General features: G+C 33.4%; 15 protein-coding genes and 1 tRNA gene. 8 read left to right on the top strand and 8 right to left on the bottom strand.

All coding sequences use genetic code 11. The annotated features are described in order from the left end of the window. Positions 1 to 2: 2 nt before the first annotated feature. Positions 3 to 368 (bottom strand): BlaI/MecI/CopY family transcriptional regulator, encoded by a 366-nt coding sequence (locus VDP25_RS00515; protein ID WP_215927046.1) that lies wholly within the window; start codon positions 366 to 368, stop codon positions 3 to 5. A 100-nt stretch (positions 369 to 468) separates the two neighbouring features. On the opposite strand from VDP25_RS00515, the gene VDP25_RS00510 reads away from it, so the two are divergent. Further along, complete coding sequence (locus VDP25_RS00510) at positions 469 to 1,878, top strand: M28 family peptidase (protein ID WP_334465441.1); 1,410 nt, start codon at positions 469 to 471, stop codon at positions 1,876 to 1,878. Here VDP25_RS00510 and VDP25_RS00505 read toward each other — a convergent pair whose 3' ends face one another. Next, on the bottom strand, positions 1,879 to 3,267 hold the full coding sequence (locus VDP25_RS00505; protein WP_334465439.1) for a dipeptidase: 1,389 nt from the start codon (positions 3,265 to 3,267) through the stop codon (positions 1,879 to 1,881). A gap of 237 nt (positions 3,268 to 3,504) precedes the next feature. Here VDP25_RS00505 and VDP25_RS00500 point away from each other — a divergent pair. Next, positions 3,505 to 3,586 (top strand) — tRNA-Leu (locus VDP25_RS00500). Between the two features lie 85 nt (positions 3,587 to 3,671). Here VDP25_RS00500 and VDP25_RS00495 read toward each other — a convergent pair. From VDP25_RS00495 to VDP25_RS00470, 6 genes are all read right to left on the bottom strand, one after another. Then, positions 3,672 to 4,568, bottom strand: a complete 897-nt coding sequence (locus VDP25_RS00495; RefSeq protein ID WP_334465436.1) for an aldose 1-epimerase — start codon at positions 4,566 to 4,568, stop codon at positions 3,672 to 3,674. Positions 4,569 to 4,804: 236 nt separating this feature from the next. Further along, entirely contained in the window at positions 4,805 to 5,971 is a 1,167-nt protein-coding gene (locus VDP25_RS00490) for a glycoside hydrolase family 53 protein (protein ID WP_334465433.1), read from the bottom strand. A 147-nt stretch (positions 5,972 to 6,118) separates the two neighbouring features. Next, a complete protein-coding gene (locus VDP25_RS00485) occupies positions 6,119 to 8,989 on the bottom strand; it encodes an alpha-amylase family glycosyl hydrolase (RefSeq protein WP_334465430.1) in 2,871 nt (956 codons plus the stop codon). Between the two features lie 69 nt (positions 8,990 to 9,058). After that, positions 9,059 to 10,192 carry a SusF/SusE family outer membrane protein gene (locus tag VDP25_RS00480; RefSeq protein WP_334465428.1) on the bottom strand — a complete coding sequence of 378 codons (1,134 nt, stop codon included), beginning with the start codon at positions 10,190 to 10,192 and terminating at the stop codon, positions 9,059 to 9,061. Between the two features lie 16 nt (positions 10,193 to 10,208). Further along, positions 10,209 to 12,131 carry a RagB/SusD family nutrient uptake outer membrane protein gene (locus tag VDP25_RS00475; protein WP_334465425.1) on the bottom strand — a complete coding sequence of 641 codons (1,923 nt, stop codon included), beginning with the start codon at positions 12,129 to 12,131 and terminating at the stop codon, positions 10,209 to 10,211. Between the two features lie 11 nt (positions 12,132 to 12,142). Further along, on the bottom strand, positions 12,143 to 15,091 hold the full coding sequence (locus VDP25_RS00470; RefSeq protein ID WP_334465422.1) for a SusC/RagA family TonB-linked outer membrane protein: 2,949 nt from the start codon (positions 15,089 to 15,091) through the stop codon (positions 12,143 to 12,145). Positions 15,092 to 15,434: 343 nt separating this feature from the next. Here VDP25_RS00470 and VDP25_RS00465 point away from each other — a divergent pair, with 343 nt between their 5' ends. From VDP25_RS00465 to VDP25_RS00440, 6 genes are all read left to right on the top strand, one after another. Next, positions 15,435 to 16,481, top strand: coding sequence for a LacI family DNA-binding transcriptional regulator (locus VDP25_RS00465; protein WP_215927063.1), 1,047 nt, complete (start codon positions 15,435 to 15,437; stop codon positions 16,479 to 16,481). A 129-nt stretch (positions 16,482 to 16,610) separates the two neighbouring features. After that, positions 16,611 to 17,966 (top strand): MFS transporter, encoded by a 1,356-nt coding sequence (locus tag VDP25_RS00460; protein ID WP_334465417.1) that lies wholly within the window; start codon positions 16,611 to 16,613, stop codon positions 17,964 to 17,966. Positions 17,967 to 17,970: 4 nt separating this feature from the next. After that, on the top strand, positions 17,971 to 18,627 hold the full coding sequence (pgmB, locus tag VDP25_RS00455) for a beta-phosphoglucomutase (RefSeq protein WP_334465414.1): 657 nt from the start codon (positions 17,971 to 17,973) through the stop codon (positions 18,625 to 18,627). 46 nt (positions 18,628 to 18,673) lie between these two features. Next, on the top strand, positions 18,674 to 20,980 hold the full coding sequence (locus VDP25_RS00450; RefSeq protein WP_334465411.1) for a glycoside hydrolase family 65 protein: 2,307 nt from the start codon (positions 18,674 to 18,676) through the stop codon (positions 20,978 to 20,980). Positions 20,981 to 21,112: 132 nt separating this feature from the next. Beyond that, a complete protein-coding gene (locus VDP25_RS00445) occupies positions 21,113 to 23,056 on the top strand; it encodes a glycoside hydrolase family 13 protein (RefSeq protein ID WP_334465408.1) in 1,944 nt (647 codons plus the stop codon). Position 23,057: 1 nt separating this feature from the next. Next, positions 23,058 to 24,065 (top strand): alpha/beta hydrolase, encoded by a 1,008-nt coding sequence (locus VDP25_RS00440; protein ID WP_334465405.1) that lies wholly within the window; start codon positions 23,058 to 23,060, stop codon positions 24,063 to 24,065. The last annotated feature ends 17 nt before the right edge of the window (positions 24,066 to 24,082 follow it).

The following is a 24,082-nucleotide window of genomic DNA, read 5'->3' as shown; positions in this document are numbered from 1 at the left end:
GATTACTTATTTTTAATTTCTTTATCTATGATAGCCTTTAAAGCTTCAAGCTCTTCTTTTGTTAGATCCGTTTTACGCGTAAAAAAAGAGGCAAATTGCGAAGCGCTATCATTAAAAAAGGTTTTAATAAGCCCATTAACATGTTTAGAAAAATAATCTTCTTTTTTAACTAGTGGATAATACTCTCTAGATTTACCATAGGTTTTATAATTTACAAAGCCTTTGCCAATCATGCGTTTAAGTAGTGTTGCAACAGTTGTTGTTGCTGGTTTTGGTTCAGGATAGCTATCTAACAAATCTTTCATAAACGCTTTTTCCAGCTTCCATAAATATTGCATTAGTTGTTCTTCGGTTTTTGAAAGTTGCATGCTCTACGTTTTTAGAATTAACTCTACAAATGTAGAGTTAAAAAATGAATTATCAAAATTTTCAATTCTTAAGGGTTCTAATTGGCTATATTTGCTAAGTATGAAAACCCAAGTTTCAATGAATTTTAGAGTTATTTTCCCCTTATTAGTAGCATTTCTTTTTTTTAATGTTTCATTTTCACAATCTATTCAAAACATTATAAATGAAGTGAGTAATGCTAATTTACAATTAACGGTTAATGAGCTTACTGGCGAACAACCTGCAGTAATTAATGGAATATCACAAACAATTATAAGTCGTGTACAAAGTTCTAATGATTTGGCTGCAAATTATATTGAAGAACGACTTGCAGCTTTTCCAAATCTTACGGTTGAGCTTCAAAATTTTAATACAACAGGAAAAAATATTATTGCAACACAGCTAGGTAAAACCAATCCAGAAAATATTTATATCGTATGTGCGCATTATGATTCTGTTGCGGCATATTGTGCAGATGATAATGCTACAGGTGTTGCAGCTGTTATAGAAATTGCAAGAATATTATCGGAGCAATGTACAGATAATACTATTGTTTATGCCCTTTGGGATGAAGAAGAAATAGGTTTACGAGGTGCTAATTATTACGCAACGCAGGCAGCAGATGAAACTAACGGAAACACTAGAGATAATATTTTGGGTGTGATAAATATGGATATGATTGGTTATGATGGTGATGCACCAGGAACCACAGGTGATAATGATTTTGATATTGATGTGCGTAATATTTCAAATTCTCTGGAGATAAAAGATGATTTATTAACCATTTTAAATACGTATACACTAGACTTAAATGCTATAGTTGTTAATCCAGGAACAACTGCAAGTGACCATTCTAGATTTTGGAATCAAGGCTATCCTGCTGTTTTAGTAGGTGAGTCATGGGAAACGGATGATGTAACCCCTAATTATCATTCTTCTAATGATAGAGCAGAGGATATCGACTTTCAGTATATGACAGAATTGACCAAACTAGTCACAGCTTATATGGCAACAAAATCTGGATTGCTAGCATTGAATAATACAGTTACAAAAGTAGGCACCAATTTAATTGCAAACGAAACTTCTGCGACATATCAATGGTATAATTGTGATACTGAAACTGAGATTTTAGGTGCAACTAATCAATTATTTTCTCCAACAGCTAATGGTAATTATGCGGTAGAAATTTCTACTGGACTTTGTACAGAAATAAGCAATTGCATTACTTATAATGCCTTATCTACTGAAGAATTTACAGAAGAAGACCTCTCATTTTATCCAAATCCTGTAACTTCAGTTTTAAATATTGACAATCTAAAACAAAAAGAACTCATCATTACAGTGAATGATGTTTCGGGTAAAATGATTTACAAAAATACCTTTAGACAAGGAAGCTTTGAAATTGACTTTAAAAATAAACCTTCTGGTGTTTATTTTATTAATGTTGTTTCTAAAACAAAGGCTTCAACCTTTAAAATTGTAAAAGATTAATTAGCTTTTTAATTCTGTAAAATATTTATAAAACCAAGGAATAGTTTCAATACCTTTAAGGTAGTTCCACACCCCAAAATGTTCATTAGGTGAATGAATAGCATCGCTATCTAAGCCAAAGCCCATTAAAATAGTTTTACTTTTTAGCTCTTGTTCAAAAAGAGATACAATAGGAATACTACCACCACTTCTTTGAGGAATTGGTGTTTTACCAAAAGTTTGCTCATAAGCTTTAGAAGCCGCTTTATAACCCACACTATCAATTGGAGTAACATACCCTTGTCCACCATGATGAGGTGTAACTTTTACTTTGACACCATTAGGCGCAATGCTTTCAAAGTGCGATTTAAATAATTGTGTTATGTCTTCCCAATCTTGATTTGGTACTAAGCGCATAGAAATTTTTGCATAGGCTTTACTTGCAATAACTGTTTTAGCACCTTCACCAGTATAGCCACCCCAAATACCGTTGACATCTAATGTAGGTCTAATTGAATTACGCTCGTTGGTAGAATAGCCAGCTTCTCCATAAACGGCATCTATATCTAATGATTTTTTATACGCATCTAATGAGAATGGAGCTTTTGCCATTTCTGCACGTTCTGCATCTGAAAGATTTTCAACCTTATCATAAAAACCAGGAATTGTAATATGGTTGTTTTCATCGTGAAGCGATGCAATCATTTTTGTTAATACGTTAATTGGATTTGCTACTGCTCCTCCATAAAGACCAGAATGTAAATCTCTATTTGGTCCTGTAACTTCAACTTCAACATAACTTAAACCTCTTAAGCCTGTAGTAATAGAAGGAACATCTTTTGCAATCATCCCTGTATCTGAGATAAGAATAACATCATTAGCGAGTTTTTCTCTGTTAGATGCCACAAATTTTGCCAAGTTAACACTACCAACTTCTTCTTCACCTTCTATCATAAATTTTACATTACAAGGTAATTCATTATTAGATGTCATGTATTCCATGGCTTTCACATGCATATACATCTGGCCTTTATCATCACAAGCACCTCTTGCGAAAATAGCTCCTTCAGGATGTAGTTCTGTTTTTTGAATCACAGGTTCAAAAGGAGGTGAGTTCCATAAATCTAAAGGATCTGGTGGTTGTACATCATAATGACCATAAACTAAAATAGTTGGTAAATTTTTATCTATTATTTTTTCACCATATACAATTGGATATCCTTCGGTTTCGCATATTTCAACATGGTCGCATCCTGCTTTTTCAAGACTAGTCTTAATAGTATCAGCAGTTTTTAAAACATCAGATTTGTAAGCTGAGTCAGCACTGATAGATGGGATTTTTAAGAGTTCAATAAGTTCGTCTAAAAATCGTTGTTTATGTTCTGTTATATAAGAATTAATACTTTGCATATGTATTTTGGTTTGTATCAAAAGTAAGAATTATAAGAGTAATAAATTAATGAGATAGGAATTTTAAGTTTTTATTTAGAAAAAAAATTAAAATAAATTAATACTTAAAACCACTAGAAATGCGGTTATTCTAAGAATATGAGAAATATTATTTATTGATTTGTAATTCTTGAAAATTTACTATTTGTATATTCAAACTATTGTTTATATTTGCAACCCAATATTTATTGGATAGTTGCAGGCGTGGTGGAATTGGTAGACACGCTAGACTTAGGATCTAGTGCCGCGAGGTGTGAGAGTTCGAGTCTCTCCGCCTGTACAAAGAAGAAAAGACTCTAATGTTTCATTAGGGTCTTTTTTATTTTAACCAACTTCAATTTTTGTTGAAAATCAACGTATTGCCATTATTTAGTATGGCATTTAATTTCCCAATCTAGACTATAGGTTTTTTTAGGTTCTAAAATTTGTAAACCTATCTTATTATTAAAACTATCTGATACTCCTGTCATGGGTTCAATAGCTATTGTATTAGCTCTTGAAGGTGTGAATAATTGTAAAAAAGTTTCGCTTGACGATGTATGTATTTCCATATCGTAACTTGGCGTTGTAAATTTTACCGTATTAGTATTTAAAATAAAACAGTCGTCTAAGGTTTTGTTTTTAACTTTAAATGGTTCTTCGTTTTTAAAGTCTTTGACTCTTGTTGTAATTAATTTGTCATCTAAAATCAATTTTTTATTACTATCAAACTCTAAACTGCTTTCATATAAATTTTTACTTATAAAATAAGGATGCCAACCCAAAGTGAAAGGAAATGCTTTTGAGTCCGTATTCTCTAATAAAACATTCAGTTTTAATCCATCTTTATTTAGAATGTAATTTAATCGAATGGTATACGTAAAGGGGAACCCTTTAGGTCTGTTTAATTCTTCATACTCAAGTTGTATTGAAGCTTCATTTTTTGATGTGTTTTTGTTTGAAATTTTAAATGTTTTATTGTAAACCAATCCATGTATCGCATTATTTTCTTCTTCCTGATTAATTTCTAATTGATAGTCTTGATTATTATGAGTGTAAAACCCATCTTTAATTCTATTTGCAAAAGGGAATAGTATAGACGACGCATACATATCGCTATATTGTAAAGGGGATAGGTCTTCTATTATTACAGTATTATTTATACATAATTCTTGTAAACTTGCTCCATCATTTAAGGCTATTTTGGCGTAAGAGGAGGTGTTACTATTTGTTAACTTAATATGGTTTGACTGGCTGTCTTTTATGTGTTCTATTTTGTACATTTTGTAGTGTGATTGTAGATTGTTTATCTATTTCCCCTTCAAAAGGTCCATACATTTCCTAATTGTTAAAAATGATTACCGTTTCTTATTTAGAATTGTCAAAGTTTAAAAATTTCAGATTAGGGTTGTTATTAAATGTCTAGTTTTTTACATATGAAAACTTCTCTTGTTTTGGTGTTAGAAATAAATGCCAATAGCTGATTTAAATATAAACGAGAAGTGAACTTGGATTATACTTAGTCATTTAATGAAGCATTATAAAATTTCATACCAAGAGTAGCTTGGTTATTGTTGTCAAATAATGTTGCATTATCCCAATGCGATCCTTGTGCCCATAAGGTAGAACAATCTGTAGAAACCCAAGCAGGTTCCCAATAGACTAAACCCTGTCCGCCAGCATTTTTAATAACTAATTTTAATTGATTAAGATAATCTAGTTGACCTTGTTGAGAAGCAGGATAACCATTAATAAGGGCATCAGTTCCTAAAATATTATTGGCATTATCTACATTATTTAAAGTAAAAGGATATGCTGTTTCTACAATCATTAATTTTTTGTTGTACGTGTTTTTTAGAGTTGTAAGTGGTGTTTGCACATCATCTAAGCTGTAATCAGACCAAATAGGGTAATATGAAAGTCCAATCCAATCAAAATCTACAATACCATTAGCAGTGGCTTGCTCAAACCACCAAAGTCCGTTTTCTGGTTGTGCAATATGAAGCATTATTTCAATGGTTTCATTTTTATCATTTGCCATTGTTCTTACAGCTTCAATGCCTTTATTAATTAAATGTGAATTTCGATTCCAATCTATAGGCCAAACTAAATCACCATCCTGAAGAATCATAGAATTAATCTCGTTACCAACTTGTACTATATTAGGTAATAGGTTTTCATTAGATAATTCTACTAAGGTGTTATAAGTGTAATTATATAGTAAATTTCCTAGAGCTTCAGTATCGTTTATAGAATTAATCCAAGCTGCAGGTATTTGTTGCTGAGTCGGGTCTGTCCAAGTATCTGAGTAATGAAAATCTAAAAGCACCTTCATGTTGTGACTTTTAGCGCGCATAATGGACTGTTTTACATCTTGTAGATTAGAATAGTTGGTCCACGTAGGATTATGCCATAATCGTAAACGTATCAGATTTGCTCCTTCATTTTTAAAAATTGTATACGGATCTTTTTCAATCCCGTTACTGTTTTTATAAATGGCGCCACAGTCTTCCATTTCATTCACATAAGATAAGTCTGCGCCATAATAAAATGCAATAGGAGTGTCTAGTATATCATCCGAAGAATCCATAGTAGAATTGCTATTGTTACATGAAAGATTAAAAAGAATAGCGATGATAAAAAGAAACCAATAATTTTTTTTTAATGCTGAATTTAAAACTATCATGAAATTGATTTTTTATAAACCGTAGGCTAATTTATGGATTATGATAATTACACCCTAGAAGTAGCTATTAGTTTTTACTTTAAAACATACCACAAAAAAAGAGTTTCTCGCTAGAGAAACTCTTTTATGCTCAAAAAAGACTCAATTTTAGAGCTTGACTAACTTAGTTGTTTTAATTTGGTTATTATTGTTTTCTACTTTTACGATATACATTCCTGTATTTAACTGAGAGATATCAAAACTATCTGTTCTGTTAAACTCACCTTTAAAAGATTTAACTAGTTTTCCTGTTAAATCATAGATTTCAATATCAGAAACATTTGTACTTACATGAAAAGAAGTTGTAGCAGGATTTGGATAGATTGAAAATCCTAAAAGAATTTCTTCATCTATACTTAATGCTTCAGCTTGTTTATTTCCTAAGATTCTGAATTGACCAGCAGGAATTGTTATTGTAGTTGTTGAGTTACTTACAGTTGTATTTCCTGATGGGTCCATTAAATCGTACCAAGTCGCGGTAACACCAGGAGGGAAATTAGTGTTCACAGTTTGAGAAACAACATCAAAATTAGCTAGGATAATTACATTTCTTAATTCTGTAGAAGGAATTGTAGTATCAAAAATATCAATTCTTGGAGTAAAATCTCCAGAAGTAATGCTATAGTCACCTTCAAAAACAGGTTCATTAATTTTAAGAGCATGTAGCCTAGACCAATCGTTGTAGATTTGACTTCTAAGTGCGTCGGTTATCCAGTTATTCGTCCATTGAGGTTGAGGTTTAGTATCTAGTTTACATCCATCATTGTTATAAGTACCATTAAAACATGTAAATATTGAGTTTTCCATTCCTAATTCACCAAAATGCCAAATCATTTTTGGTCCAGGAATCATTACAGATACGGCGCCTAATGCAGACATTCTAGATAAAGCAGTATTTAGGTCTCTAACGTCATGTGAAGAATTACTATTATTTCCATATTGTAAATTCTTGTACATTAAACGTTCTTCATCATGACTTTCAGCATAACCAACAACTCTTGGTCCGTTAAAACCTGAATGAGCTGTGTGTCCCATTCTGCTAATGTTTTTATTACCACTTTGTCCCATTGTAAGTTCATTATAAACGGAATTCATAATGCCCCACATCATAACTCCTTTACCTTCATCGAGACGATAATTTGCCCATTCTTTTTCTTCGTTATCTTGTCCTAAATGTTCGAAAATAACATAATGTGTTGGGTCTACGCTCCAAGAAAAATCAGCATATTGTTTTAAGATATCTACGCGGTCTTGTTGATAGCCATTGGTACAACCGTCATCACCAGAGGCACAATTTTGTGTAAATCCTTTGGTTAAATCCCAACGGAAACCATCAATTTTAAACTCTTCTATCCAGTGTTGTACAACACGTTCAGTGTAATATTGGGTTCTTGATTGTTGGTGATTAAAGTCTGAACCAACACTATAACTGTGTGTAGCCACTTGATTAAAATAAGGGTTCTCACTACTAGGTTCGCCCCAGCCATCACCATCTGGATCATCCATCCACATTCTATTCATTGGGTTTCTTCCAAAAGCATGGTTAAGTGCTAAATCTAATATTACAGCAATGTCATTTTGGTGGCATAAATCAACAAATTCTTTGAATTTTTCTTCAGTACCATAAAATTTATCAAGAGCCATATGAAAAGAGGTATTATATCCCCAACTTTCGTTGCCTTCATATTCCATTATAGGCATTAATTCTATGGCATTAATATTTAAGTCTTTAAAATAATCTATCTTATCAATTAAATCTTGAAAATTTCTATCTTGATCAAAATCACGTATTAATACTTCATAGATAATTAAGTCTTCCTTTTTAGGTTTTTCAAAATTTGTTACCTGCCAATTGTATGGTGTCTGACCTGTTTGTAAAACGGTTACTTCACGTTCTTGACCACTAGGATAATCAGGTAAGTTAGGATACGTTGATGCCGAAATATATGGATCATCAAAAGGCGATAATACTAGAGTAGAGTAGGGATCAGCTGTTTTTACTAGTTTTGGTGAATTTGTAACAGGTGATATTGCACCAACCCAATACTGATAAGTTTCAATTTCTCCAGATGTTAAGCCTGTTAGCTCTAACCAAAACTTACTAGTAGCAGTATCTTTTTTCATTGCATAAGAACTCGTAGGAGTCCAGTTATTAAAGCTACCAGCGACATAAACAAAGTCTTTATTTGGAGCATCTATAACTAAAGTTGCTTTTGTAGGATCATTAGGATTATAATTAATACCATCTTCCATATTTGCAGGCATGGCAGTCGGAGTTGTATTGTTTACTACAATTGTAAACTGTTTTGTAATAGTTGATGCTCCTTGTGTAATTACTAATTCGCAAAATTGATTTTCAGTTAAGCTTGAAAACAAATAGCCATTATAAAACGTAGTATTATTTTGCGTATGAACACTAGATCCATTAGCAAATAGTTCATAGTTAGCAGGTCCTCCAGTGTTTTGAGCTAAAATTTGAGTATTAGCGCCATTATTAACTACAATAACTCCGTTTGCACTAGGCGAAGGATTTATCATTGTTACCTGAAAAGCTCCAACGTTAAAAATAAAATTAGCACATCCTGTTGCTTTAAATTCTTGAGATCCATCAGCATTTCTAAATACCATACCCATTTTGGTAACACTGTTTTGTTCCGCAGTGCTTAAATTAAAATAAGTGTTTGGTGTAAAAGTAATACTCCAAGTACCATTACCGTTATCTGTCATTTCACCAACGCCATCATCTTGCCCCCAGTTTCCAACAACAGCAATACCATATTCATCGTTTTCATTACCAACACCTAGATGTGCATAAACTTTTGATGGATTACTGAAACCATTACAATCTGTTTCGGTACTATTTATATCTACTGTTATTGTTAGAGACTGATCAACAACTATAGGACTTGGGTTGGTTGTAACTTGTGCTAAGGCTACTAAAGGAAGCAGCAATAAAAAATTAAGTAATATTTTTTTCATAGTATATTTTTAAAAATCTAAAAAAGGCTATGATAATTCATAGCCTTTTTTGTAGTTACTAAAATTAAATTATTCTACAGGTATTAGGATATAACCACCATCTAGATCGTTAAACCAAATGTTGTATGTACCTCCTGTAACAGGTATATTTGCGCCATCTTGAGTACCAAAACCACTAATAGCAGTATCGCTACCCCAATTTATAGGCCAATCATTATCTGCTCTGAATTTTAATTCACCATCTACTAATTCTACACCGTTAATATTCCAAATGTGTGGGTCAAAAGTTGATTGCGTCATGTCTGTATCAGCATCCCAACCACCTGGTGTTGAATCTCCAATAATACCAATAGTTGTTTGAGTAACTGCAGCAGATGCATCATAAGCTTCTAAACTATAAGTCATGTCTTCAATGTTTATAGTAAATGAATAATAACCATCTGTAGCTATAGGAAACGCAGAAGGATCTTCTCCTGTACCGTCATTTACAGCAGCTTCGCCAGTTGCAGCACCAACACCCCATTGTGGTTGCCATTGTCCTAAAGTTTCTAGTAATTTAAATCCTTCACCTCCTCCAACAAAATAAGCTTTATAGCTATATATGTTTTCGTTATCAGGATGTCTAATTATAGCTGGGTTGTTATTGTTTTCACTCCAACCTGGTGCAGTTGCATCACCAACTAAGAAAAGATTTTTTAACGGCTCTTCCACAACAACATCATCTCCACCAATAAGTCTTAGTGTTAAGGCTTGTGCTTCAGAAATTATATCTAAAGAATTTTCTGTACCAACAGAAGCTTTAACTCTAAAATATACATTTCCAGTATCTGGCATGTCTTCAGTACTAGGGTCACTATCTAAGCCTGCTTCCTCAGCATATTCTAATAAATTACCTATAGTAACAGCATAGTCATTTTCACCTGTAGTACCTATAACTTCCATGTCACTAAAATCACCAGTGATAGATTTTTGTAATTCATAGTTGATACTTGTTTCTATATCAAAATCAGCATCATTCCAAGTGAAACGCTCACCTAAGTTTCCTGCAGCAGAAGGAATTAAAATATATTCTGCTAAAAATGAATTTGTAAAGGCTAATTCACCGTTTGGTTGCGCTGTATATGTTAAGCTGTCATCGCTTTCACATGCATTAAAGCCAATTATGGTTATTAGCAACAAAGCTAGAAATTTTATTGTTTTCATAGTTTTAGATTTTTTATTAATATCCTTCATTTTGAATTAAATTAGGGTTTGTTAAGATAGTATTGTTTGGAATTGGGAAAACATTTCTAAATGGACTCACTGAAGTACCATTGGCTTGATTTCCTTTAAATGGCCATAAATAGGCATTCGTTGTAAAATAATCATATCGAATTAAATCGGTACGTCTTTGACCTTCCCAATATAATTCCCTAGAACGTTCATCAAGGACAAAATCTAAAGTTACATCTCCAGAAGAAATGTTTCCAGATGGTCCACCATAAGCTCTCATTCTTAATTCATTTATTTTATCAACAGCAGTAGCGATGCTACCTCCACCTCCTCTTAGGTGAGCTTCCGCGTAGTTTAAATAAATTTCTGCTAAACGGATAATAGGTAGGTCTGTATCAACGAATTCGCCAGTAGTATCATTTCCTTGGTTACCATTTGAATCAATGTTTTTGAACTTAGTTACTGCATAACCTTGATCAAAAGGTGGAATACTTTCAATTTCTAAACTTTGTCCATCTGTATAAAACATGGCTCTTTTATCTCCTTCAGCAACAACTTCAGTAAGATCATAAGTTAAATTGTCTAGATCAAAAGTAACTAAGTACGTACCTGCAGTTACTTCAATATTTGCTCCTCCTGCTTCTAATATACCATCAGCATCATTATCTCCATAATTAACACCCCAATCTTCGTTAAACCTGAATTTAAAGAATCCATCAGTTAACTCTATATACAAAGCATATTGATTAGTTGAAATTTCATACATTTCTATATCAGCATCTTCATCAGGATTGCCATCTTCATTTGGATCTCCCCAATTATTTAAATCCCCTACTAACCCCCAATCAGAGAGGGTACCGCCAAGAGCACTATTCAAAGAAGGTATATCAATGTCACTTGTTTCAAATTTTTCAACAAGTGCCTTAGTTGTTCTGTAGCCTCCCCAGCCACCATTAACTCCTAAAGCTAATGGATCCATAGTTCCACCAATTGAAGCATGTAGTAAAAAGGTAGAACCGCCATAGGTTTGAGACTGAACACCGTCAAAGTTTATAGCGAAAATAAATTCGTTTTGTGCACCATTAGTATTATTATCCGCTAAAAATAATTCATCATAAGCAGAACCATTGCCGTTGGCATCTGTTGTGTTTATAATGTATGAAGAATTCATTACATTTTCTGAATACGTTATACAGTCTGTATAACGCGGAGTGCCTGTCCATACTTCAGCATTCAAATATAATTTTGAAAGTAAAGCCCATGCAGCAACTTTGTCTACACGTCCGTATTCATTTGAGTCTAATAGTAAATCTTGAATGTCTAATAATTCAGCCTCTACAAAATCAAATAACTCCGTTCTAGAACTTTGAGATGGTAAGTCAGTTGTAATTTCTGTTACCAATGGAACATTAGCATAAAAATCTATAAGATTATAGTATGCAAAAGCTCTTAAAAAACGCGCTTCGGCGATAAAGGTTTGTGCTTCTTCATCAGGTAATGCTGTCGCATTTTGAATAAACGCATTTGTAAAAGATACCTCTTGTGCTAGACGTAAATACATAGCTCCAGTAAAATCGTTGCTAGCTGACCAATATAAACCATGTAAATCTGGTAGTCCCGCATCTCCCCAACCTACCACGGCATGATCTGTAGTTAATTCATTTAGGTTAAATAACATACGTGTGTATTGTGAAAATCCTTCATCAATTCCTGCTATATCAGCATTACCAGCAGGCCCTTGCTGCCCAGTTAATGCTAAACTCGCATAAAGTTTAGCTAAGGCACTTTTCGCTTCCGCTGCATTTGCAAAAACATCTTGCTCTGTAAAACTATCTGGATCAATTGGATTTTGATCTAAGTCATCATGACATGAAGTCATGAAAAATGAGAGAGCTGCGATAAAAATTAGTTGTTTCATTCTATTTTTCATAATTCATTTTTTTAAAAATCTACATTAACACCAAATACAAATGATCTTGGTCTTGGATAGAAATTACTATCTATTCCTCCAGTAATTTCTGGATCTAAACCTTTGTAGTCTGTAATAGTTGCCACATTTTGAACTGAGCCATATAATCTTAATGTTACATCCTTAATGGCGTTATCTAAGGTGTATCCTAAGGTGATATTATCAATTTTAAAGAATGAAGCATCCTCTATGTAGTGACTACTTCTGAAGGTGTTTTCATCAGATTGACTAATAAAACCATTGTCTAAATAACTCGAATGTAAATTTGATAAGAAGTTGTTCGATGTTGGAACAACCCCAGTTAAGTAAGAATTACCAGCAGAAACATCATTGTAAGCATAATTACCAATATTGGCTCTAGTGACTACAGCTAAGTCCCATTTTTTGTAACTAAGGTTGGTGTTTAATCCCATGATAATATCTGCATAAGGATCTTTGTAGATGTACTTGTCAGAATCGTTAATTACATTATCTCCATTTCTATCGACAAAAGCTCCTTCAATTGGGTTTCCGCTTGTATCATAAACTTGTTGATACACATAAAAACTATAAGGTGCTTCTCCTTCTGTGTGTAATTGTACATTATTTCCAGTTCCGGCAGAGACACCACCAGTTTCTTGAACAAAAGGTAAATTAGTTATTTCATTTTCATTAAATGAAATATTGTAATTTATTGACCATTCAAAATCTTCTGTCCTTATCGGTACTAGGTTCAAGGCAAATTCAACCCCTCGGTTTTCCATGTCACCTATATTTGATTTAACTTCTGAGCCAAAATTTGTAAATGGGTCCACAGATGCTGAGGCGATTAAATCTTTGGTGAGTTTTCTATATAAATTAACAGAACCTGATACTCTTCTATCAAATAAACTATAGTCTAGTCCTACATTAATAGTGTTTCCAACTTCCCATCTTAAATTTTTATTGAAAGGGTCTGGTCTATAAGTTTGGTAAAATGTATCCCCAAACTGGTAATTAGCAGAAGATTGACTACCTGTATATCTTGTTAAAAACAAGTAAGGTTCTAAGCCATTTACATTTCCTACTTCACCGTATCCTAAACGTATTTTAAGTTCATTTATATTTTTACTATCTAAAAAATCTTCGTTATTTATATTCCAAGCAAATGCTACTGAAGGGAAATAGCCCCAACGATCATCTGGGTTTAGAACTGATGAAGCATCTGCTCTTAGCGTCGCCGTTACTAAATATTTACCATCGTAATCATAGTTGAAACGGCCAAAATAAGATAGTAATACGTTTTTAGACTTGTCAATAAACTCATAATCAATATCAGCTTCAGGATCCGCTTGTGCGCGTCCTTCTGCTACACTATCATAACTGTAGTTATCATATTCAAAAGATTGATAAGAATATCCAGCAACCGCAGTAATATTATGTTTATCGTTTAAAATTTTGTTATAAGTTAAATAAGCATCAAATAATTTGTTAGTAGATTCATTAACGTAAGAGTTTGTAGACCCATTCCATTCAAGACTTGATGTTGGAATTAATTCAGAAACTACGGTTCTACCATGACTATTAGATTTATCAATACCTGTACTTACTGTAGCTGTTATATCTGGAAAAAAATGTAATTTATAATCAGCTTTTATATTAGCTACATAACGTCTCACCTCTGAGGTGTCATCTGTTAAGTTTAATAGAGCTACAGGATTGGTTCCTGCTAGACTAGGTTGTTCGCCTGTTGAAGTATCTATCCAAGAGAAATAACCTGCATATTGAGAATTTGGATCATAAATAGCTTGTGTAGGATCAAAAGTATTGGCATTTCCAATTGCACCTCTGTCTGCAAAGACATTTTCGGTATAATTTCCTCTAGCAGTAATGTCAAGTTTTAAATGATCATCAAATAATTTTGGCGAAAAATTAAGAGAAGCTGTAGTTCTTTGAAAGTTGTCACCTATTAAATTACCGTCATGGTCTGAGTGACCAAGTGATGCTCGCATTGGTACACCATATAAACTACCTAAGGCACTAAATGAGTGATCTTGACCAAAAGCTGTTTGGTATATTTCATCTTGCCAATCGGTATTAGAATTTCCTAAAAGACCAATTGTGGTAGCATCTGCATTAGGATGATTAGTTACAATTTCTCTAAATTGATCTGCATTTAAAACATCAACCCTATCTACAGAGGTGTGCACTGTTGCAGTAGATGTGGCATTAAATCTAAATTCGGTGTCTTTACCTTTTTTAGTCGTTATTATAATAACCCCGTTGGCACCTCTAGAACCATATATAGCTGTTGAAGACGCATCTTTTAATATGGTCATGTTTTCAATATCATTAGGGTTAATAAGGTTCAGTGGGTTTCTAGATCCGCCTACACCTCCATTATCTAAAGGGATACCGTCTAAGACAATTAATGGGTTACTTGATAATGATAAAGAACCATTACCTCTAATAAGAATGTTTTGACCATCTCCTGGAGCTCCACTACCAGAGGTAACAGATACACCAGCTATTTTTCCGGAAATTAACTGCTGTGCAGATACAACTGGACCTTGATTAAAGTCTTCGGCTTTCAGTAAATCTACAGCTCCTGTTAAATCTTCCTTCTTAGTACTACCATAACCAATTAAAACAACTTCGTCTAGTATGGAAGCGTCTTCTTCAATAACGACATCAATACTAGTTTGGCCAGTGAATACAATCTCTTGTGTGGTATAACCAACATAAGAGAATACAAGAACTTCACCTTCACTTAGTTCTATTGAATATTTACCGTCAAAATCTGTTGAGGTTCCTCTGGAAGTACCTTTTATAATAACATTTACGCCTGGCATAGGCATGGCATTTGCTTTATCTGTAACAATACCCTTGGCAGTAGATTGCGCCATTAAGGTTGCGGGTAGCATAACGAGACAGAATAGTAAAGCATTTAAAACTGTTTTCATACAATGTTTTTAAGTTAATTGCTTAGTTAATAGATTTATATTTTCACTTCTCGGGTTAAATCTATGTAAAAATAATGTGTTTCTACTGTTAAATAATATGACGAAAGTCACGAAAACGTTTTCGTGTTAAAAACTTTTCTTTAGATATTGAGATTAGTGTTAAAATAATGAAAAACTAAGAATTTTTAAATAATGTGTAGCTGAAATTGTGAAATCGAAAATCGCAAAACTAAGTTTTTAACTTATATTCGTTTTCTCATAAAACTAATTATGAAATAAGCGTGTTAAAAATTTTATCGTCAAATTCGATAATTATATAGGGATAAAAAATTAATATTACCACATGAAACGAAAGATAACCCTTAAACAGATTGCAAGAGAATTAGATGTTTCTATCTCTACAGTGTCTAAAGCATTGCGTAATAGCGCTGAAATTAGTGAAGATACTAAGCAGAAAGTTCAAGCTTTTGCAAAACTGTATAATTACAGACCTAACAACATAGCGTTAAGCCTAAAAAACAGAAGAACTAATACTATTGGGATTATAATACCTGAGATAGTTCATCATTTCTTTTCTAAGGTTATTAGAGGTGTAGAGCTAGTTGCTAATAAAAGAGGTTATAATGTTATTATTGGGTTGTCTAATGAGTCGTTTTCTAAAGAGGTAATCAATATGGAAATGCTTGCCAATGGTAGTATTGATGGTTTCATATTGTCTATGTCCAAAGAAACATTAAAACTACAAGACTACCACCATTTTAATGAAACGATGACGCAAGGTATGCCTATTGTAATGTTTGATAGGGTGGTATCAGATATTAAATGTGATAAAGTTATTGTAGATGATTTTAATGGTGCAAAAAAAGCAGTCGAAAAATTAATAGATAATGGATGTAAATCTATAGCCTTAATTACTACCAAAGACTATGTTAGTGTTGGTAAGCTTAGAACACAGGGATATCTTGAAGCCTTAGAAGAACATAAAATTGCGCCAAAGGCTGAATTGATTTTAAAAATAGATGATTCGCTTGATTATGAAGTGCATTTAGAAGCTTTAGAAAAAGAAATTGAGCAACTTTTTAAGTTAAACTCAGCGATTGATGGAGTATTTGCAGTTAATGAATTATATGCGTTATGCGCAATGAAAGTTGCTAGAAAGTTAGGGTTAGAGATTCCTGGAGATGTTCAGGTTATTGGGTTTACAGATGGTGTGTTGTCAAAGCACGCAACGCCTAGTCTTTCTACGGTTAGTCAGCATGCTCAAGATATGGGAGAAAAAGCTGCAGACTTATTAATAGATAAGTTAGAAAGTGAATTTACTACCCATGAAGAGGAGTTTCAGATTGTTGTAATTCCAACAGAATTAATAGAGCGAGAATCTACCAAATAGAAATTTGTTATTGTTAGTTTAAAATCTTTTTTATCTTTACCGCATATTCAAAACTTATATTTTCACTTCTCACATAAGTTTTGATAAGCTAAGCTTGTCAGAATAGTATTAATTAAAACATACTATTTAATGGAAAAGCATAGATTAAGTTTCTGGCAAATCTGGAACATGAGTTTTGGATTTCTGGGGATACAGATGGGTTTTGCCCTTCAAAATGCTAACGCAAGTAGAATACTTCAAATTTTCGGAGCAGACGTTCACGAGTTATCTTGGTTTTGGATTATAGCCCCTTTAATGGGTTTAATTGTTCAACCTATAGTTGGCTATTACAGTGATAAGACCTGGGGAAAACTAGGAAGGAGAAAGCCTTATTTTTTAGTTGGAGCAATTTTGGCATCCATCGGGTTGGTTTTAATGCCGCAAGCTGATATGTTCATTGCATTTTTGCCAGCGTTATGGGTTGGAGCAGGAATGTTAATGATTATGGATGCTTCTTTTAATATTGCTATGGAGCCTTTTAGGGCTTTAGTAGGTGATAATTTAAGAACAGATCAGCGTACAGCAGGATTTAGTATTCAGACGGCTTTAATAGGTTTTGGCGCTGTTATTGGGTCTTGGTTACCTTATGCCTTAACCAATTGGTTTGGTGTCTCAAATGAAACTGTAGCAGGTGTTGTTCCAACAAATCTAATTTTATCATTTATTATTGGAGCTGTTATATTAATTCTATCAATTTTAGTAACTGTTGTAACCACAAAAGAATATTCTCCTGAAGAACTACAACGTTTCGAAGAACAACAAGATACAGATGTTACTCAAGTAGCGGGTGAAGAAAAATCGAGTTTACTTGATATTTTTGAAGATTTTAGAAAAATGCCAGCTACAATGCGCCAATTAAGTTGGGTCCAGTTTTTCTCTTGGTTTGGACTTTTTGGAATGTGGGTCTTTGCAACACCAGCAATTGCACAACATATTTATGGTTTACCTTATACAGATAGCAGTAGTGCTACATATCAAGATGCTGGAGATTGGATAGGTATTCTTTTTGGAGTCTATAATCTTGTTTCTGCATTTTACGCTTTTGCGCTTCCTTATATCGCTAAGAAAATAGGACGAAAACGCACGCATGCCATATCCTTAATTATTGGAGGATTAGGTTTACTTTCAATTTACATTATGCCAGATAAAAATTGGCTTATCGTTTCTATGATTGGAATTGGTATTGCATGGGCGAGTATTTTAGCCATGCCATACGCTATTTTAGCAGGTTCTATATCTCCTAAAAAGATGGGTGTTTATATGGGGATTTTTAATTTTTTCATTGTAATTCCTCAAATAATTAATGCCTTAATTGGTGGACCTCTAGTTAAATATGCATACGGAAATCAAGCCATATTTGCTTTAATGATGAGTGGTATCAGTTTTTTAATCGCAGCAGCATTAGTATCAAAAGTTAAAGACGTTGACGACGTTATTCAAAATTAATAAAATGAACAAAAAAGGATTCATATTCGATCTTGATGGTGTAATAGTAGATACCGCAAAATATCACTTTTTAGCATGGCAGCAACTGGCTAAAGGTTTAGGTATCGATTTTACAGAAGAAGAAAACGAACAATTAAAAGGAGTTAGCCGTGTGCGCTCTTTAGAAAAAATATTGGCTTGGGGAAATAAAACCATTTCCCAAGAGTTGTTTAACGAACTTATGGGTAAAAAGAATGAAGAATACCTGAGCTATATCGCTGAGATGGATGAAAATGAAATTCTACCCGATGTTCCAAGAGTTTTACAAACACTAAAAGAAAATAATCAACCGATCTCTTTAGGCTCTGCAAGTAAAAATGCTAGAACCATTTTAGAGCGTGTCAATTTATTAGCAGACTTCAACGCTATTGTAGATGGAAATGATGTCAGCAAAGCAAAACCAGATCCAGAAGTGTTTTTAATTGCCGCTAAGGAGATAAATATAAAACCAGAAGACTGTATTGTCTTTGAAGATTCTGTTGCTGGAGTTGAAGCAGCAAATGCAGCCAATATGATATCCATAGGTATCGGAAGCAAAGACGTATTAGGCCATGCAGACTACGTATTCAATGATTTTACAGAAATATCAGATGATTTTATAAAATCATTAATAGAAAACTAAACATAAAAAAAATGTCTCATAAAGAGACTTTTAAATAATATTATAAATGAACCTAGATTACATCATCCCAAACAACTGGTCAATTTTAGAAGAAGGATTTGAACCAGATCAGGTTAAAGCATCAGAAAGTTTATTTAGCATTGGAAATGGTGCTATGGGACAACGTGCTAATTTTGAAGAAAAATACTCAGGCCCTACATTTCAAGGGAGCTACATTGCAGGCGTTTACTATCCCGATAAAACTAGAGTTGGTTGGTGGAAAAATGGGTATCCAGAATATTTTGCTAAAGTTTTAAATGCGCCAAGTTGGATAGGGATTAATGTCATTATTAATAACGAACAACTCGATTTATTTACTTGTAAAAACGTAAAAAACTTTCGTAGAGAACTAAACATGAAAGAGGGTTGGTTGTCTCGTAGTTTTGTTGCAACGCTTCAAAATGATATTGAAGTTGAAGTAAAAACGACCCGATTCCTAAGTTTAGATTTAGATGAAGTTGGAGCCATTAATTTCAACATTACACCTCTAAATGCAGCTGCAGAAATTACCTTCGAACCATATTTAGATTCAGGAATTACAAACGAAGATACCAATTGGGACGATAAGTTTTGGGACACGTTAAATGTGAGCCATGAGAATCATCAAGCCTTCATTCAGGCTAAAACCATGAAAACAGATTTTTACACCTGTACCTTTATGGAGTCTCAAGTTTTTATTGATGGTAAATCGGTATTAACTGAACCAAATTTTACGGCAGATTCAAATTTAGCGTCTTTCAGTTATACTTATAATGTTGAGCAAGGAGAAACATATTCTATTCACAAATTTGGAGGTTATACTGTAGATCGCGATCACGATAAAAATGAATTAGTTGCTGCAGCAAAATCCACATTAAGCAAAGCTACAGAAGCGGGTTTTTCTAAGTTATTAGACAACCAAAAAGAAGCTTGGGCTAAAATTTGGGATATGGCAGATATTACCATTGATGGTGATGTTAAAGCACAGCAAGGGATTCGTTTTAATATTTTTCATCTAAATCAAACGTATTCAGGTACAGATGCCACTTTAAATATTGGTCCAAAAGGATTTACGGGAGAAAAATACGGAGGAAGTACCTATTGGGATACTGAAGCGTATTGTATTCCTTTTTATATGGCAACTAAAGACCAAGAAGTCGCTAGAAACCTTTTAAAATATCGTTATAACCATCTTGGAAAAGCCATAGAAAATGCTGAAAAATTAGGCTTTTCAAATGGAGCGGCTTTATATCCTATGGTGACCATGAATGGTGAGGAATGCCATAACGAATGGGAAATTACGTTTGAAGAAATTCACAGGAATGGCGCTATAGCTTTTGCCATCTTTAACTATTATAGATATACAGGTGATTTTAGCTACATTCCAGAAATGGGACTTGAAGTCTTAATCGGAATTGCACGTTTTTGGCATCAAAGAGCTAATTTTTCTACAAACCAGAATAAGTATGTTATTCTTGGTGTTACTGGACCAAATGAATATGAAAACAACGTTAATAACAATTGGTACACAAATTATATTGCGAAATGGTGTATCGATTATACCTTAGAAACGATTGAAAAAGTAAAAGAAGGTTATAATGATGATTATAACAGAATTGCTGGAAAAACTAAAATTACACATGAGGAGTTAGATCTTTGGAAAAAGGTAGCCGACAATATGTACTTTCCATATTCTGAAGAACACAAGGTGTTTTTACAACAAGATGGTTTTTTAGATAAAGAATTAATCACAGTAAAGGATTTAGACCAATCACAACGACCAATTAATCAAAAATGGTCTTGGGATAGAATTTTACGTTCTCCTTATATAAAGCAAGCAGATACACTACAAGGAATGTATTTCTTTGAAGATAAATTTACCACGGAAGAATTAGAACGTCACTTTGAGTTTTATGAACCATTTACAGTTCACGAAAGTTCATTGTCTCCTTGTGTACATAGTATTCAAGCGGCTAAATTAGACCGTATGGATCAAGCTTATACCTTTTATCTAAGAACATCTCGATTAGACTTAGATGATTACAATCACGAAGTACACGAAGGTTTACATATCACCTCAATGGCTGGTACTTGGATGAGTATTGTTGAAGGGTTTGGAGGTATGCGAGTTAAAAATGATACCTTATCTTTTGAACCTAAAATCCCAAAACAATGGGAGGCCTATTCGTTTAAAGTGAATTTTAGACATCAAATTATCACTGTAAGTGTTAGCCAAAACGAAACACAATTTATATTAGAAGGCGATAAAGATTTAACCATTTATGTAGATGGAAAAGAAGTGGCTATAAGTCCTAATAATATGGTTACTGTTTAATTTGACCTTGCAGGTTTTTAAAACCTAGCAGGTCTAAAATAAAAAATAAATATCCTGCAAGGTTTCAAAAACCTTGTAGGTATTTGTTTAAGGTTGCAATAACAACTTGTTTCTTTTTTAAAATAAATTACAATGAAAACACTAAAACTAACACTATTAACGCTACTAGTTGCAACTGTGTTTTCGTGTCAAGAAACCACATCTGAGGAAAAAGTGGTTTCAGAACCTGTAACTGAAATTCAAAACGATATCGAAAAAGTGGAGCCACCTCATTGGTGGATTGGCTTCAAAAATCAAAACCTTCAACTTTTAGTTAAGCATCCTAATATAGGGAAGGCTACACCTAAAATGTCTTATCAAGGTGTTTCTATAATTAAAGTTCATAAAGCAGACAGTCCTAATTATCTCTTTCTAGATTTAGAGATTTCTGAAACAGCAAAAGCAGGGCAATTCAATATTACTTTTCAATTTGAAAATAAGTTAGAATTAATTCAAACTTACGAACTAAAATCTCGTGAAAAACCGGCAGAAGATTACGTTGGTTTTGACAGTTCAGATGCCATTTACTTAATCACTCCTGATCGTTTTGCAAATGCCAACCCTAAAAATGATGAAATTGAAGGGCTGCTTCAACAAGGCATTGATAGAACAGATAATTATGCAAGACATGGAGGCGATATTCAAGGGATTACAAAGCATCTAGATTATATTGAAGATTTAGGATTTACTGCCGTTTGGCCCTGTCCTGTTTTAATTAATGATATGCCCAATGGATCTTATCATGGCTATGCTATGACAGATTTTTATAAAGTCGATCCACGTTTTGGAACCTTGGAAACGTATAGAGAATTAGCCGATAATTTAAGATCGCGAGATATGAAACTCATCATGGATCAGGTGGCTAATCATTGTGGTTTATACCATTGGTGGATGGAAGATTTACCGTTTAAAGATTGGGTAAACTATCAAGAGTTATACGAAGAACATATAGATAACTGGGATTGGAAAGTCACTAAAACATCCAACCACAGACGTACTACCAATCAAGACCCTTATGCCTCTAAAAGCGATCATCGCGAGATGGCTGATGGTTGGTTTGTGTCTGATATGCCAGATCTAAATCAGCGCAATCCATTTATGGCAAACTATATTATTCAGAATAGTATTTGGTGGGTCGAAACTTTAGGTTTAGGAGGTATTCGTCAAGATACCTATCCATATTCTGATAAAGATTTTATGAGTGATTGGGCAGGAGCTATTATGACCGAATATCCCAATTTTTCTATTGTAGGTGAAGAATGGAGTTATAATCCATTATTAATAGGGTATTGGCAAGAAGGACACCATAACAATGATAAATACGATTCTAATTTAAAATCGACCATGGATTTTGCCATGCAAAAACATATCGTAGATGCCTTAAATGAATATGAATCTTGGGATCAAGGACTTGTTAAAATGTATGAAGGCTTAGCTAATGATTTTGCCTATACCTCTCCAAAAGATATAATGGCATTTTTAGACAACCATGATAAGAGTCGTGTTTTTACAGAATTTAAAGGCGATATAACTAATACTAAAATGGCATTGAGTTATCTATTGATGATGCCAAGAATTCCACAGATTTATTACGGAACAGAAATCTTAATGGACGATTTTGATAATCCAGGGGATCATGGTTTAATCCGCACAGACTTCCCAGGAGGTTGGGAAGGTGATACTGTAAATGCATTTTCAGGAGAAGGACTAACTGCAGCACAAAAAGACATGCAAGTCTATCTTAAACAAATCCTAAATTACAGGAAAAACAGCAAGGCTATTCACAATGGGAAAACCATGCATTTTGCACCAGAAGATGGAGTTTATGTTTTAGCTAGAATTTTAGGCAATGAAACCATTGTGCATATTATTAATAAAAATGAAAATCCGCTAGAACTAGATTTAGATAGATTTGAAGAGTTAGGTTTAGATGGAAAGAGCTTAAAAAATATTATTTCAGATGAAATAATAATTTGGGATACTAGCATAAAAATAGCTAATAAAGGAAGTGTTATATTAACCACCAAATCTAATTAAGATGAGAATTGTAATATCAATTTTGCTGTGTAGTTTATTCATGGTTTCATGTAAAGAAGACACAAAAACAACTGAGGTTAATGATACTGAATCTGAAATTGTCGTAAATACGCCAACACCAAATTTTATACACGTAAAGAGTGCGACCCTTTTTAAAGGAGAAATTTTGCGTGTCGATAGTTTTCCTTCTAAATATATTCAACCAAGAGCGGTAGATATTTGGATACCTGAAAGCTATGTTGAAAATAAAAAATATGCCGTATTGTATATGCACGATGGTCAGAATTTATTCGATTCTACTACCACTTGGAATAAGCAAGAATGGAAAGTAGATGAATGGGCTTCAAAGTTAATGTTAGAAGGTACTGTAAAGGATTTTATAGTTGTTGGGATTCATAATATTCCTAGAATTCGCTGGCAAGATTTGTTTCCTGAAAAGGCATTTGAAATGTTAGATGAATCTGTTCAAGAAAACTTGTTCAAGGAAGCTGTGAATGCCAATGCAGATTCCAAATTTAATGGCGATAATTATTTGAAATTTATAGTAGAAGAATTAAAACCTGCTATTGATAAATCCTATCCCGTTGCTACAGACAAGGACAATACCTTTGTAATGGGGTCTAGTATGGGAGGTTTAATGTCTATGTATGCTGTGAGTGAATATCCAGATGTTTTTGGAGGTGCAGCATGTTTATCTACACATTGGGTTGGTGCAGCACCAAGAGAAAATAACCCTTTTCCTGAAGCTATTTTTAAATATATGGAAGCCAACTTACCACAAGCGGGATTACACAAATTATACTTCGATTATGGTAATAAAACCTTAGATGCCCATTATCCACAGTACGCTCAAAGAGTAGATGGCATTTTAAAAGCAAAAGGCTATACAGAATTAGATGCTAAGAACTTATTTTTTGAAGGTACAGATCATTCTGAAAATTCTTGGAATAAACGATTAGATCAACCTTTAGAATTTTTACTAGGGACATTAACCAAGAAAACGAAATAGATATGAAGATGGATGGA

The sequence above is a fragment of the Winogradskyella sp. ECml5-4 genome (genome assembly GCF_036903175.1).
GTDB lineage: Bacteria > Bacteroidota > Bacteroidia > Flavobacteriales > Flavobacteriaceae > Winogradskyella > Winogradskyella damuponensis.
This window is presented reverse-complemented; position numbering and strand designations above follow the sequence as displayed.

Excerpts from the sequence above, each read along its gene's own strand:
- VDP25_RS00505 (WP_334465439.1), bottom strand. The coding sequence starts at position 3,267 with ATGCAAAGTATTAATTCTTATATAACAGAACATAAACAACGATTTTTA.
- pgmB (WP_334465414.1), top strand. The coding sequence starts at position 17,971 with ATGAACAAAAAAGGATTCATATTCGATCTTGATGGTGTAATAGTAGAT.
- VDP25_RS00515 (WP_215927046.1), bottom strand. The coding sequence starts at position 368 with ATGCAACTTTCAAAAACCGAAGAACAACTAATGCAATATTTATGGAAG.
- VDP25_RS00480 (WP_334465428.1), bottom strand. The coding sequence starts at position 10,192 with ATGAAAACAATAAAATTTCTAGCTTTGTTGCTAATAACCATAATTGGC.
- VDP25_RS00440 (WP_334465405.1), top strand. The coding sequence starts at position 23,058 with ATGAGAATTGTAATATCAATTTTGCTGTGTAGTTTATTCATGGTTTCA.
- VDP25_RS00495 (WP_334465436.1), bottom strand. The coding sequence starts at position 4,568 with ATGTACAAAATAGAACACATAAAAGACAGCCAGTCAAACCATATTAAG.
- VDP25_RS00475 (WP_334465425.1), bottom strand. The coding sequence starts at position 12,131 with ATGAAAAATAGAATGAAACAACTAATTTTTATCGCAGCTCTCTCATTT.
- VDP25_RS00465 (WP_215927063.1), top strand. The coding sequence starts at position 15,435 with ATGAAACGAAAGATAACCCTTAAACAGATTGCAAGAGAATTAGATGTT.
- VDP25_RS00510 (WP_334465441.1), top strand. The coding sequence starts at position 469 with ATGAAAACCCAAGTTTCAATGAATTTTAGAGTTATTTTCCCCTTATTA.
- VDP25_RS00460 (WP_334465417.1), top strand. The coding sequence starts at position 16,611 with ATGGAAAAGCATAGATTAAGTTTCTGGCAAATCTGGAACATGAGTTTT.
- VDP25_RS00490 (WP_334465433.1), bottom strand. The coding sequence starts at position 5,971 with ATGATAGTTTTAAATTCAGCATTAAAAAAAAATTATTGGTTTCTTTTT.
- VDP25_RS00445 (WP_334465408.1), top strand. The coding sequence starts at position 21,113 with ATGAAAACACTAAAACTAACACTATTAACGCTACTAGTTGCAACTGTG.
- VDP25_RS00470 (WP_334465422.1), bottom strand. The coding sequence starts at position 15,091 with ATGAAAACAGTTTTAAATGCTTTACTATTCTGTCTCGTTATGCTACCC.
- VDP25_RS00450 (WP_334465411.1), top strand. The coding sequence starts at position 18,674 with ATGAACCTAGATTACATCATCCCAAACAACTGGTCAATTTTAGAAGAA.
- VDP25_RS00485 (WP_334465430.1), bottom strand. The coding sequence starts at position 8,989 with ATGAAAAAAATATTACTTAATTTTTTATTGCTGCTTCCTTTAGTAGCC.